Raw genomic sequence first — 12,775 nt, forward strand, 5'->3', positions numbered from 1 at the left:
TGCTTTGAAATAAGGTGTTTTCGGCTGAATCCGACCGTGTTACTCTCTCCTCAATCAATAAGGCATCCAGCGTCAGATTGGAGCCATGAGGCAGTATGAGGCAAACCGTGGCAGGTCGTCCGAAATTTCGGGCCCTAATGGGTCTATTTGTGTCAGTCGCATTGGTCTTTGCGATGTGGGTTCCGCAGACTGCTGTGGCAGGCCCTGGTGCAACCTATGTGATGGACGCGCGCACTGGCGAAGTGATCCAATCCTATAACGCAGACACGCCACTTCACCCTGCCTCACTCACCAAAATGATGACCCTCTACATCGCGTTCCAAGCCATCGAACGCGGAGAGATCAGCCCCGACACGATGGTCAAAATCACGTCTGAGGCAGCCGCGGAGCCACCCAGCAAGCTCGGTCTGCGCACTGGTCAGGAAATTCGCCTTCGGTATTTGATCCGCGCTGCAGCTGTGAAGTCTGCAAACGATGCGGCGACTGCGATCGGAATCGCGCTCGAAGGGTCCGAAGCAGCCTTTGCGCGTCGAATGAACCGTATGGCCCAATCGATGGGCATGTCGCGCACATCTTTCCGCAATGCGAATGGCCTAACTCAGAACGGCCACATGTCGACTGCGCACGACATGGCCATTCTAGGCCGTCACCTCGTCTACGATTTCCCGCAGTATTATAACATCTTCTCGCGCCGCTCGACCGACGCTGGCATGGCAGAAGTGTATAACACCAACCGCCGTTTCCTGAATGCCTACGAGGGCGCGGACGGCATTAAGACCGGCTTTACCAGCGCTGCTGGTTACAACCTTGTCGCTTCTGCACAGCGCGGCAACGTGCGCATCATTGCATCCGTCTTTGGCGCGTCCTCTGTCGCCGCACGCAACGCCCGTGCTGCGGAACTGCTGGACATGGGCTTTGCTCAAGCGCCGCGTAACGCACGCATCCAGCGCCCGCCCCTGCCCGCCTATCAGCCTGGTAACAGCTCGAATGATGAGCCGCAGATGATCGCCGCTAACGTGACCGATGTTCCGGGCGCAGCGGGCCGCACCATTCGCGTAACCGGTGCCGTGACATCCAGCCCACGTCCGACCCCGCGCCCAGTATCCGAGCAAGCGGTTGTGGCCGTTGTCGCCGATGCAGCGGACATTGAGAACGCTCTAGCTGCCGCGATGGAAGTCGCCACGATCGAGCCTGTGGCTGAAGTCATCGAAGAAGCCCCACAAGTCGTCGTTGTCCAAGCGGTCCCGCGTCCCGAAGCACGCCCCGCAGCCTTTATCCAAGCCTCCGCTCCAGTCGAGATCGAAGAGGTCGTCACTGATCCCGCCGATGTTGCCGTCGCTGTGGCTGCTGCAACGGGTCCCGAAGTCGTCACCCGTGTCTCCACATCTGGCGGCCGTCACTGGGGCATCAACGTAGGTCGTTTTGGATCGCGCTATGAGGCGGAACGTATTCTCGTCCGTGTTGCCCTGAACGAAATGGCGACCCTAGACGGATCGCTGCGCCGCGTGGTGCAAAGCCCCCGTGGGTTCGACGCCAACTTTATGGGCATGTCACGCGAAACGGCTGAACTCGCCTGTCGTCGCCTACAAGCACGTGGTCAAAACTGCTTTATGATCGGCAGCGAAGGTTAGGTCGCTGCCCGACCTTCAAAGGCAGCAGCCATGAGCGCACGGGTGTAGTCCGACTGCGGAGCGTCAAAGATTTGCGCCGCAGGGCCTGCCTCTACAACGTCACCTGCACGCATCACCATGATCTTGTGGGACAATGCACGCACGACTTTGAGGTCGTGGCTGATGAACAAATAGGCCAGCCCGTGCTTGCACTGAAGATCGCGCAACAGGTCGACGATTTGCACCTGCACCGTCATATCCAACGCAGAGGTCGGTTCGTCCAAGACCACAAGTTTCGGCCGTAAGATCATCGCCCGCGCAATCGCGATACGCTGCCGTTGTCCGCCCGAGAATTCGTGCGGGTATCGGTGCATCATTTCTGGGTCTAGCCCGACTTCGGCCATGATCTCAGCAACCATCTCGCGCGGGCTTTGACCACGTTCGACACCGTGAACAGTTAGACCCTCGGCGATGATTTGTTCGACGGTCATACGCGGCGAGAGAGAGCCAAAGGGGTCTTGGAACACGATCTGCATGCCGCTGCGCAAAGGCCGCATGTGTTTCTGGTTCAACCCATCAACAGCCTGACCCATGAACACGATCCGCCCTTCAGATCGGATCAATCGCATGATTGCGAGAGCGAGCGTCGTTTTCCCCGATCCTGATTCACCCACGATCCCCAATGTTTCGCCCGCATGGACGGTTAGGGTCGCATCGTTCACAGCTTTGACGTAGCCCGTGGTGCGTCGCATCAATCCGCGTTTGATCGGGAACCAAATCTTGAGGTTTTGGGTCTCTGCAATGACAGGCGCGTTCTCTGGCACAGGGGCTGGCTCACCAGCCGCCTCAGCCGCCAATAGCATCTGAGTGTAGGGATGCTGCGGATTGCTGAAAATCTCAGCCGTCGGCCCGGTCTCAACGATCTCACCGTCTTTCATCACACAGACCTTGTCCGCGATTTTTCGAACGATCGTCAGGTCATGCGTGATAAAGAGCATCGCCATGCCCTCTTTGCGCTTTAGGTCCTCCATCAGGTCGAGGATCTGCGCCTGAATGGTCACATCGAGCGCAGTCGTTGGTTCGTCAGCGATCAGCAGGTCAGGCCCGTTGGCTAGCGCCATCGCAATCATGACCCTCTGTCGCTGCCCCCCCGAAAGCTCGTGCGGATAGCTCGTCAATCGCGACTCGGCATCGCGGATACCCACACGGTCGAGCAACTCGATGATGCGGTCGCGCACCTTTGGACCACGCAAACCTTGGTGCAGTTCAATGGACTCGCCCAACTGCTTCTCAATCGTGTGCAGCGGGTTGAGCGATGTCATCGGCTCTTGGAAGATGAAGCTGATGTCATTGCCCCGTACGCGGCGCAAAGTGGCGTCTGATGCGCCCACCATTTCTTCGCCGTTGTAGCGGATCGACCCCGACACCTGAGCGCTATCCGCCAACAGGTCTACCGTCGACAAAGCCGTCACCGATTTTCCAGAGCCCGACTCACCGACCAGCGCAACGGTTTCACCCTTTTCGACGGTAAATGACACGCCACGGACAGCCCGCGTAGTTTGGCTGTCCTGTCGGAAATCGACGCAGAGGTTTGTGACCTCGAGCAAACTCATGAGAAGGTCTTTCGCGGGTCAAAGGCATCGCGCACGCCCTCGAAGATAAACACGAGGAGCGAAAGCATAAATGCAAAGGTAAAGAACGCCGTAAAGCCAAGCCACGGCGCCTGGAGGTTGCGTTTGGCCTGAAGGGTCAAGTCACCTAACGACGGCGCAGACGATGGCAGGCCAAAGCCTAGAAAATCGAGACTGGCCAGCGTCGCGATTGCACCCGTGACCAAGAACGGCAGCATCGTCACCGTCGCCACCATCGCATTGGGGAGCACGTGTCGGAACATGATCGTCCTGTCAGCGACCCCAAGCGCACGCGCGGCACGCACGTATTCGAAATTGCGGGCACGCAGAAATTCAGCCCGCACGACACCGACCAATGCAGGCCAGCCGAACAGCACGGTGATAAAGACCAAGAGCCAGAAGGATTTTCCCAAAATCGCGACGAGGATGATCATCACATAGAGCGACGGCATCCCGCCCCAGATTTCAATGAACCGCTGAAAGCCGAGGTCGACCCAGCCGCCGAAATACCCTTGGACTGCGCCAGCGACGATCCCAATGACCGACGACACGCCGACCACCATCATTGCGAAAAAGATCGACAATCGGAAACCATAGATCACGCGTGCCAGAACATCGCGTTTAGTATCGTCTGTGCCCAAGAGGTTCGTGTCCGATGGAGGCGCAGGAGCGACGCCGCGCACATCAACAATCGTATCGTAGGAATAAGGGATGACGGGCCAGACCATCCAACCCTTGGCGAAGTCCTCAACCTCAGGCGTGCCGCCCGTCGTTACGGTGTCGTAGATACCTTCAGGGTCGTCAAAACACTCTACCGCGCCGCCAGACACGATCAGGCATTTCACCTCGATTGAGGAGTAAATAGCCTCAGTCGCGAAATCGCCGCCAAAATCCTTTTCTGAATAAAAGGACAAAACGGGGCTGCGCAGTTCGCCACGGTAGCTAACAAGGATCGGTTTATCGTTGGCGATGAACTCAGCAAAGAGGCTCAGAATGAAACATGCGCCTAGGATGATCAGGGACCAAACCGCACGACGGTTTCGTTTGAAGTTGCGCCAGCGACGCTGATTGAGTGGAGACAGACGCATACCCTACCCCCTGCTTTCGAAATCGATCCGCGGATCGATAAACACGTATGTGATGTCGGTGATAATCCCGACGACCAGCCCCATCAGCGAAAACGCATAAAGCGTCCCAAAGACCACGGGATAATCCCGCGCAATCGCCGCCTCGTACCCCATCCGCCCCAACCCATCGAGGCTGAACAGCGTTTCGATAATCACCGAACCACCAAAGAACACCGCGACGAAAAGCGCTGGAAACCCAGAGATCACGATCAGCATCGCGTTTCGGAACACATGGCCATAGAGGACGCGGTTTTCCGTCAGCCCTTTGGCCCGAGCGGTCATTACGTATTGCTTTTTGATCTCATCAAGGAAGCTGTTTTTGGTCAGCAAGGTCAGCGTCGCAAAGGCCGAAATCGTTGAGGCCAGCACGGGCAACGTGATGTGCCAAAGGTAGTCAATAACCTTGCCCCACATGGTCAGTTCTTCCCAATTTGAACTGGTGAGGCCGCGCAATGGGAATATCCGCCAATAGCTACCGCCCGCAAATAGAACGATGAGAAGGATTGCAAAGAGGAAGCCCGGGATCGCATATGCCACGATGATGGCCCCAGAGGTCCATGTGTCGAACTGCGAACCGTCTTTGATGGCTTTGCGGATGCCCAATGGGATCGACACAAGGTAAGCGATGATCGTCGACCAAAGACCAAGTGTGATCGAAACGGGCATCTTTTCCAGAACAAGATCGAGCACCGAAATTTTGCGGAAATAGCTCTCTCCGAAATCAAAGCGGACGTAGTTCCACATCATATTCAGGAACCGTTCAAGCGGTGGCTTGTCGAACCCAAACCGCTTTTCCAATTCAGCGAGGTAGCGTGGATCTAGCCCCTGCGCACCCGGATAGGCACCTTGAAGTTCAACGCCAGCACTTTGGAATTCGGCATCCCCTGCCCCGCCAGAGATGTTTTCGAACACATCCCCATTGCCCTGCATCCGCGCGATGACCTGCTCAATCGGACCACCCGGCATGAATTGGATGATCGCAAAATTGAGGATCATAATCCCTAGCAGCGTCGGGATCACGAGCAGCAATCTGCGAAGTATATAAGCGCCCATCTACCTGCCTTATTAGTCCTTAGCGTAGGGCCCCTGCGGCCTTTAGTGCTTCGGCTTTTTCGGCGTTATACCACCAGAAGCTCATCTCGCCCAGCGCATAGGGCGGCAGAGTCTCGGGGTGTTCGTACATGTCGTAATAGGCCACCCAGTAATCGCCCAGATACCATGTCGGGACGACAAACAGGTCGCGACGCATGATGCGGTCAATCGCACGGACATGGGCCACCATATCATCATAAGTTTCGACGTCCTTGATCGACTCGGCCAGTTTATCGACGGCGGGGTTTGAATAATGGGCGGGGTTAAATACATCGCCCAAACCATCCGATCCGAATTTCTGGCCCAAACCTTCTCCCTCGATCGGACCGACACGGTAACCGTCAAAGATCATGTCGAAATCGAAATTGCGGGTGCGTTCAGTGTATTGCGCAGGATCAATGCGGTTCCACTCGGCATCGACGCCCAATTTCCGCAGGTTATCGACATAGGGCAGAATGATGCGGTCGAACGTCGGACTATAGCCCAAGAATTCGACCTTCAGCGGCTCACCGTCTTTTTCCAGCATCCCGTTGGCACCGGGCACCCAACCTGCTTCCTCCATCAGCGCCAAGGCCCTGCGGAGGTTCCGACGGTCGAGCTGCGATTCACCAGAGACGTGCGGCACGGTAACTTCATCCGTCAGGATCGACGGATCAATGAGTGAAGAAACTGACTGAAGCAATTCCAACTCGCGCCCCTCAGGAACGCCGCGCGCCGCGAGATCCCCGTTCTGCCAAAAGCTCTCGCGCTGTTTAAACAGCCCGTATTGCAGTTCTTCGTTGGTCCAGGTGAAGTTATACATCAGGGCCAAGGCCTGACGGACGCGCAGATCGTCGAATTTGCCCGACTTCATGTTGAACACAAACCCCGTCGCGCCAGGTACATTTCCATTCGGCAGCGTCTCTTTCACGACCCAACCATTTTGAATCGCGGGGAAATCATAGGAGGTCGCCCAAGACAGCGAGGAATTTTCCTGTCGGAAGGTGAACTCACCTGCCTTGAACCCCTCAAATGCGGCCGTGGTGTCCGCGAAGTATTCGATGCGGATCGAATCAAAGTTGTTCTGACCGATGTTTAGCGGATGATCAGTGCCCCAGAAGTTGGGATTGCGAACGTAGATGATCTGGTGATTCACCTCAAAACTGCCGACCATATAAGGCCCCGTACCCGGTCCAGTTTCGAGGCGGCTTTCGTCCAAACGCGCACCCGTTTCCTCGTACCATTTCTGGCTAAACACTGGCTGACCACCGACCTGTTCGATCACGGATTGCTTTGGATAATCGGCCGCAAAGGTGAATTTCACGGTGTAATCGTCCAGCGCCTCAACGCTTTCGACCATCTGCGCCACCGCGAAACGATACGATTCGGTGGCCTGTTCCATCATCAGGTTATGGCTGAAGACTACGTCGTTCGCGGTCATTGGGGTGCCGTCCGAAAACACCACATCGTCGCGCAAATGGAAGATCACCCAATCTTTGGTCTCTGGGTATTCCATCGTCGTGCACAGATAACAGTAATTCCCGTCCACATCGTCCGATGTGCCCTGCAAAACCGATTCGAACATGGACGATGACAGATAGGCGGGCTTACCTTCTTGGGTCGCGTAGGGGTTCAGGTTGTCGAACCCGCCTGTGAACCACGTCGAAAACTCTCCGCCTTTGGGCGCGTCAGGGTTTACGTAATCAAGGTGCGCGAAATCAGGGCTAGGGTATTTCAAATTGCCATAGGTCGAAATGGCATGGGTCTGAATGATGGGCGTTTCAGCAAACACCGAACTCGCCCATGATGCGCCCGCAATCAGCGCAGCACCTGCCAAAAGCACAACGCGACGCAGATTGGTGTCGCGAACAGCAGCTTTGGTGGTGAAATTCGTCATGGTTTTCTCCCCTTTGAAACCCTGAAACAAAGCTACGGCGGGCAATACATAAAGGGCAAGACGAGAAAGCGTTATCGCATTGTGAAACGACAAAAGGCCGCCCCTCGGGACGGCCTTTGCCTAAGTGATATTCACTAAATTAGTTAGAGACGCTCTGCAGGTACGCAATCACGTCTGCACGGTCCTGAACTTTTGCCAGACCCGAGAACGACATTACGGTGCCCGGTGCATAGCCTTTGGGGTTCTCGAGGAATCCGTTGAGGTGCTCAGGCGACCAAACGTCAGCCACAGCCTCGAGAGCGCCCGAGTATGCAAAGCCAGCGATCGAGTCGACAGGACGGTTCACAACGCCGTAAAGGGTCGGGCCTGTGCCGTTCTCGCCTTCAGCGGCAGAGTGACATGCCGCACATTTGCGGAAAACACGCTCACCAGCAGCTGCGTCAGCATTTGCAAAGATTTCTTCGAAGGACGGGCCTTCTTCTACAACAGCAACTTCACCGTCGCCGTGCGAGATTACATACGCCTGAGCGTGCTCGCCCTCGTGGCCAGCACCTTCGCCAGCAGAATAAATGCTTTCAGCAGCCCAGCCACCAAGCAAGAAAACGAGGAAAGTGCCGCAAACGCCGCCCAGCACCTTGGTCATCGTCATTGTGTCGAACATGTCGCGTTCCATTCCGTTCACAGTTTCGCGGCTATCTACAAGTTTCTTGTCCACTCTTGCAAGCAGTAGAACCGCGACTTATTGCCCAAAGTAGACAAAAGAACAGTGGAGGGGACAGAAATGACCCAGAAAATCGCGTTTCAGGGAGAACTTGGTGCCTATGGTCATCAGGCTTGCGTCGAAGCACGCCCCGATTTCGACCCGCTTCCCTGTGACACATTCGAAGACGCGATGGAGGCCGTTCGGTCTGGCGCGGCTGATTTGGGCATGATCGCGGTCGAGAACTCGACCTACGGCCGCGTGGCTGATGTCCATAGCCTGTTGCCAAAATCGGGCCTTCACATCGTTGACGAGGCATTCGTTCGCGTTCACGTGAACCTTCTCGGCGTCAAAGGTGCAGCGCTGTCAGACGTCAAAGAAGCCCACGGCCACGTCGTCATCCTCCCGCAATGCGCTGGATTTCTAAAGAATCACAACATCACTGGCAAAGTCAGCACCGATAACGCGCGTGCGGCTCGTGAAGTGGCCGAAGCAAACGACGTGACCAAAGCCGCGCTCGCCAGCGAACTCGCCGCCGAAATCTACGGTCTGGACGTTGTCGCGCGTCATATTGAGGACCATTCCCGCAACACGACCCGCTTTATCATTATGGCTCGTGAACCCGATACGACCCGCCGTGGCACCAATGGCATGATGATGAGCTTTGTCTTCCGCGTTCGGAACATCCCGGCTGCGCTATACAAAGCGATGGGCGGTTTCGCGACCAACGGCATCAACATGACCAAGCTAGAAAGCTATATGGTCGACGGCGAATTCACCGCGACCGAGTTCTATGCGGAAATCGAGGGACATCCCGAAGACGAAAATGTCCGTCTCGCCATGGAAGAACTGGATTATTTCACCGATCATGTGCGTGTGATCGGCACCTTCCCTGCAGCGGCACGCCGCCACGAAACACGTTAAACGCCCGTATAGGACGTCTCAACATCCTCGGCAAAGTCAGCGATCCGCGTTTTGAACCTTTGGGTCAGATTGCTCTTTGCCAGCTTCAGCGATTGCAGCAGAAGACGCGCAGCCAGTGTGCGCGGTGCTATATCTAGACGAATGATCAACCGTGTCCGCGCAGGCGACAGCGGCACCAATTCAATATTGGTGCTGCCTTCCACCCCACCCGAGGTAAAGCCGATATCAACGCCGTTTGGGTTATCAACCTTTTGCAAGGTCAATTCAGCCGCCCGCGATTTTCCGCGAAATTTGAACCCGACATGCCAATTGGCACCAACCTCAACGCCAGCAAGGCTATCCTTGCGTTCCACATCAATGCCACGCCGCATCGCCGAACGCTCAAACCCACCAAAATCAGTGATTTTGCCGTAAACGTAGTCGATCGGTGCTTCGATATCTTCTCTAGCGCTAAACCGCACTTGCTTGCCTCAAATTGAATCGCTCATTCGAACTTTGTTCTCTTTTGACCGTTTAATCTACGTTACTCAACCACCGCTTGAGCAGAAAACCCGCTATAGCGCCGTTTCTCGGCTGATTGATCAAAGGGTGTGTGCCCTCAAACACTTGTGCCAGTTCGCTACGATCAAGCCAGAGGGCATCTTCCAATTCGTTCGGGTCGATGGTGATTTGATCGGTCTCGGCCTCTGCTTCACATCCAAACATCAGATTCGCTGGGAACGGCCATGGCTGACTCGCCACATAGCGGACCTCTCCAACCTTAACACCTGTCTCTTCGTTTACTTCGCGCCGAACGGCAGCCTCCATCGTTTCGCCCGGTTCGATAAACCCAGCCAAAACGGAATACATGTGATCGGGCCAACCAGGGGAACGCCCCAAAAGTACGCGATCACCATGTGTGACGAGCATGATAACGACAGGGTCCGTGCGTGGGAAATGCTGCCCGCCACAGGCATCACACCCTCGCTGCCAGCCACCCATAACGGGTTTTGATTCCGCCCCACAGCGGGAACAAAAACGGTGCGAGTCGTGCCACCCGATTATTGCCCGTGCTGTTGCGGCGAGTTCCGCATCAAGCGCGCTAAGCATCGTCATCACAGCCCGAAGTTCGGCGAACCCCATCGTTTCGGGCAGGCCTGGGTGGTGCTGCAACGATTGGTCGAAAAACGAACCCAACTCTGTCAGATCGGCATCTGGTTCCCATTTCGAAATGTCGGTCGCAAAGATTGGCCCCGAAGGAGTGCGTCCCAAAAATATCTCAATCACTGGGGCGACCAATGCATCGTGATTAAGCGGCAACCGCACCAAGACATTGTTTTCGGTAAGAACTTTACCACGCCACGTCACAATTGTTGTGGCTGTTGGATCATTTCGCAGCGGAGCAAGATCGCCGCGCACTTCGGCTGCGCGATCATAGCCTGAACCAGAAAAAGAAAATGTGGGCTCGTGTGTCATGGCGAATGTCTGACACGCCGAACCCGACTGTGCAAACCCATCTGACAGGGCAAACAAAAAAGGCGGCCACTAAGGCCGCCTTTGTCGTTATCCGCGAAGGGTGCCGCCTGTCGCCTTGGTCACTTTCTCAACGATCTTGGCGCTTACGGCTTCGATATCTTTGTCTTTGAGGGTGTCCTCTTTGGGCTGCAAACGAACCGTAATCGCGAGGGATTTTTTGCCTTCACCCAAGCTATCGCCCGAGAATTCGTCGAACACACGAACATCGTCGATCAGTGCCTTATCCGCGCCCGCCGCTGCGTTAACCAAGGTCAGTGCCTCTACCTCTGCATCGACAACGAACGCAAAGTCACGCTCAACCGCTTGCAGTTCGGAGATATCCATTGCGGGACGGCTGGCCGATGCGTTTTTCGGCAGCGGGATCTCTTCAGGGAAGAGAGTGAACGCAACGGCAGGACCTTTGATGTCCATCTCACGTAGGATTTTCGGGTGAAGTTCACCAAAGATGCCCAAGACCTTTTTCGGGCCGAGGCAGATTTTACCATGACGGCCAGGGTGGAACCACGCTGGACCGTCGCGCATGATCTGCACCTTGGCAGGCGCACCCATTGCAGCGAGGATCGCTTCGGCATCGGCTTTGGCGTCATAAACATCAACCGCACGCGACGCGCCATGCACGTCTTTGGGGCCAGTCCGACCGATAAGAACGCCGCTTACCTGCAGCTGCTGTTCACCCGGTCTACCGCCAGCAAAGGCATGGCCGACCTCAAACAAGGCCAAATCGGCAAAGCCACGTGCCTGATTGCGTGCTGCTGCACGAAGCAGGGCAGGCAAGAGGTCAGGACGCATGTGGCTCATGTCCGACGAAATTGGGTTTTCCAACTCGGTCGCCTCGGTACCGCCACCAAACAACGCAGCCGCTTCGCGGTCGATAAAGGTGTAGGTCACGCATTCATTGTAGCCGAGCGACGCAGTGGTGCGGCGTGCAGCGGACGATCGCACCTGAAGCGGTGTCAGCACAGGTTTTGGCACGCCTGCAGTGACACGGGGCAACGGTTTACCCTCAAGCTTGGTCAAGGACGCAATACGCGCGACTTCCTCAACGAGGTCCGCCTCACCTTGAACGTCGGAACGCCACGACGGAACGTGCGCCTGATCACCATCCATACGGAAGCCCAGCGCGGTCAGTGTCTGGCGCTGTTCGCTCTCTGGAATGTCCATGCCAACAAGGCTCTGCACACGCTTTGCGTCCAGCTTATACGAGCGCGCAAAATTCGGCACAGCGCCCGCAACAACAACATCAGACGCCTCACCACCTGCGTGATCAACGATCATGCGAACCGCATGTTCCAGACCTTCGGCTGTGAATTCAGGATCAACAGTGCGTTCAAAACGATAACGCGCATCCGAGTTGATCTTGAGCGCGCGTCCCGTGGTTGCGATCTGGATCGGGTCCCACCACGCAGATTCGACAAAGACGTTCACAGTCTCATCGGTGCAACCAGTGTGGTCGCCACCCATGATGCCAGCGATACTCTCAACACCGTTATCATCAGAAATCACCATAGCGCCCGCCGGCAGCGTGTAGGTCTTTTCATCGAGCGCCACGATAGTTTCGCCACCAGCCGCACGGTGAACACGCAGGTTGCCCGCGACCTTATCCGCGTCAAACACGTGGAGCGGACGGTTCTGGTCGTAGGTGAAGAAGTTGGTGACATCGACGAGGAACGAAATCGGACGCAGACCAATCGCTTTTAGACAGGTCTGAAGCCATTCGGGCGACGGGCCGTTTTTCACGCCTTTGATCAGGCGACCACAGAACAGCGGGCAGCCGTCCAATGTGTCGTCATCAATGGTCACGGTCAGGTCAGATTCAAACGATGCTGGCACAGGATCAACGGTGCGATCTTTGAGCTTGCCCAAGCCACGCGCGGCGAGGTCGCGGGCGATACCGCGAACGCCCAGCGCATCACCACGGTTCGGTGTAATCGCAATTTCGATCACTGGATCGACTTTGGACGCATCTTGTTTTGCCAACCCATACTCACTATTGTGTCTATGTCTTTTTCATTTGTTGGTCTTTTCCTTTTTCTTTTCATAGACTAGTTTAAGTTAAATTTTATCTTGTACCGTCTAACAGTGTTTACATTAATAGAAAGTTCTTTTGCAACTGCGATATCAGTTATACCAATACTAATCATTTTGTATATATCGTCTTGCTTTTCTTGTGAAATTGGGTTTCATGTATAATGATGTTGCTTTAGTTTATTTTCAGACATATTTTTCTATTAATGGTTTTAATGCGTCTTCCGTTAGTTCTTTCCATCTTCCTCATTCTCAGAAATTAAGACCGTAAGTAT

Annotated in this window: 9 protein-coding genes and 1 pseudogene; 2 read left to right on the top strand and 8 right to left on the bottom strand. The window is 55.4% G+C overall.

The features are described from left to right. Window positions 1-95: 95 nt before the first annotated feature. On the top strand, window positions 96-1,631 hold the full coding sequence (locus tag AC1QQ2_RS05715; protein ID WP_479712408.1) for a D-alanyl-D-alanine carboxypeptidase family protein: 1,536 nt from the start codon (window positions 96-98) through the stop codon (window positions 1,629-1,631). Here AC1QQ2_RS05715 and AC1QQ2_RS05720 read toward each other — a convergent pair. The 5 genes from AC1QQ2_RS05720 to AC1QQ2_RS05740 form a co-directional block, all read right to left on the bottom strand. Next, window positions 1,628-3,223, bottom strand: a complete 1,596-nt coding sequence (locus AC1QQ2_RS05720) for an ABC transporter ATP-binding protein (protein WP_479712409.1) — start codon at window positions 3,221-3,223, stop codon at window positions 1,628-1,630. The two genes, AC1QQ2_RS05715 and AC1QQ2_RS05720, sit on opposite strands and share 4 nt — an antisense overlap. After that, entirely contained in the window at window positions 3,220-4,329 is a 1,110-nt protein-coding gene (locus tag AC1QQ2_RS05725; protein ID WP_479712410.1) for an ABC transporter permease, read from the bottom strand. Before AC1QQ2_RS05725 ends, AC1QQ2_RS05720 begins: the two co-directional genes overlap by 4 nt. Window positions 4,330-4,332: 3 nt before the next feature. Continuing rightward, window positions 4,333-5,421 carry a microcin C ABC transporter permease YejB gene (locus tag AC1QQ2_RS05730; protein ID WP_067550196.1) on the bottom strand — a complete coding sequence of 363 codons (1,089 nt, stop codon included), beginning with the start codon at window positions 5,419-5,421 and terminating at the stop codon, window positions 4,333-4,335. 19 nt (window positions 5,422-5,440) lie between these two features. After that, window positions 5,441-7,336, bottom strand: coding sequence for an extracellular solute-binding protein (locus AC1QQ2_RS05735; protein WP_479712411.1), 1,896 nt, complete (start codon window positions 7,334-7,336; stop codon window positions 5,441-5,443). 139 nt (window positions 7,337-7,475) lie between these two features. After that, the gene (locus AC1QQ2_RS05740; protein ID WP_105236398.1) at window positions 7,476-7,997 is read right to left on the bottom strand and encodes a c-type cytochrome; all 522 of its coding nucleotides are present in this window, start codon (window positions 7,995-7,997) and stop codon (window positions 7,476-7,478) included. 120 nt (window positions 7,998-8,117) lie between these two features. Between AC1QQ2_RS05740 and AC1QQ2_RS05745 the strand changes: the two genes are divergently transcribed. After that, window positions 8,118-8,960, top strand: a complete 843-nt coding sequence (locus AC1QQ2_RS05745) for a prephenate dehydratase (protein WP_479712412.1) — start codon at window positions 8,118-8,120, stop codon at window positions 8,958-8,960. On the opposite strand, the gene AC1QQ2_RS05750 is transcribed toward AC1QQ2_RS05745, so the two are convergent. The 3 genes and pseudogenes from AC1QQ2_RS05750 to pheT all read right to left on the bottom strand — a co-directional run. Further along, entirely contained in the window at window positions 8,957-9,421 is a 465-nt protein-coding gene (locus tag AC1QQ2_RS05750; RefSeq protein WP_479712413.1) for an SRPBCC family protein, read from the bottom strand. The two genes, AC1QQ2_RS05745 and AC1QQ2_RS05750, sit on opposite strands and share 4 nt — an antisense overlap. A 52-nt stretch (window positions 9,422-9,473) precedes the next feature. After that, the gene (gene nudC, locus AC1QQ2_RS05755) at window positions 9,474-10,415 is read right to left on the bottom strand and encodes an NAD(+) diphosphatase (protein WP_479712414.1); all 942 of its coding nucleotides are present in this window, start codon (window positions 10,413-10,415) and stop codon (window positions 9,474-9,476) included. Between the two features lie 87 nt (window positions 10,416-10,502). Next, window positions 10,503-12,452, bottom strand: a pseudogene (pheT, locus tag AC1QQ2_RS05760) (phenylalanine--tRNA ligase subunit beta); the annotation flags it as partial. Window positions 12,453-12,775: the final 323 nt, after the last annotated feature.

The sequence above is a fragment of the Aestuarium sp. genome (genome assembly GCF_023253315.1).
In the GTDB taxonomy this organism is placed as follows: Bacteria; Pseudomonadota; Alphaproteobacteria; order Rhodobacterales; family Rhodobacteraceae; genus Marivivens; species Marivivens donghaensis.

Excerpts from the sequence above, each read along its gene's own strand:
- AC1QQ2_RS05730 (WP_067550196.1), bottom strand. The coding sequence starts at position 5,421 with ATGGGCGCTTATATACTTCGCAGATTGCTGCTCGTGATCCCGACGCTG.
- AC1QQ2_RS05720 (WP_479712409.1), bottom strand. The coding sequence starts at position 3,223 with ATGAGTTTGCTCGAGGTCACAAACCTCTGCGTCGATTTCCGACAGGAC.
- AC1QQ2_RS05745 (WP_479712412.1), top strand. The coding sequence starts at position 8,118 with ATGACCCAGAAAATCGCGTTTCAGGGAGAACTTGGTGCCTATGGTCAT.
- AC1QQ2_RS05735 (WP_479712411.1), bottom strand. The coding sequence starts at position 7,336 with ATGACGAATTTCACCACCAAAGCTGCTGTTCGCGACACCAATCTGCGT.
- nudC (WP_479712414.1), bottom strand. The coding sequence starts at position 10,415 with ATGACACACGAGCCCACATTTTCTTTTTCTGGTTCAGGCTATGATCGC.
- AC1QQ2_RS05715 (WP_479712408.1), top strand. The coding sequence starts at position 96 with ATGAGGCAAACCGTGGCAGGTCGTCCGAAATTTCGGGCCCTAATGGGT.
- AC1QQ2_RS05725 (WP_479712410.1), bottom strand. The coding sequence starts at position 4,329 with ATGCGTCTGTCTCCACTCAATCAGCGTCGCTGGCGCAACTTCAAACGA.
- AC1QQ2_RS05740 (WP_105236398.1), bottom strand. The coding sequence starts at position 7,997 with ATGTTCGACACAATGACGATGACCAAGGTGCTGGGCGGCGTTTGCGGC.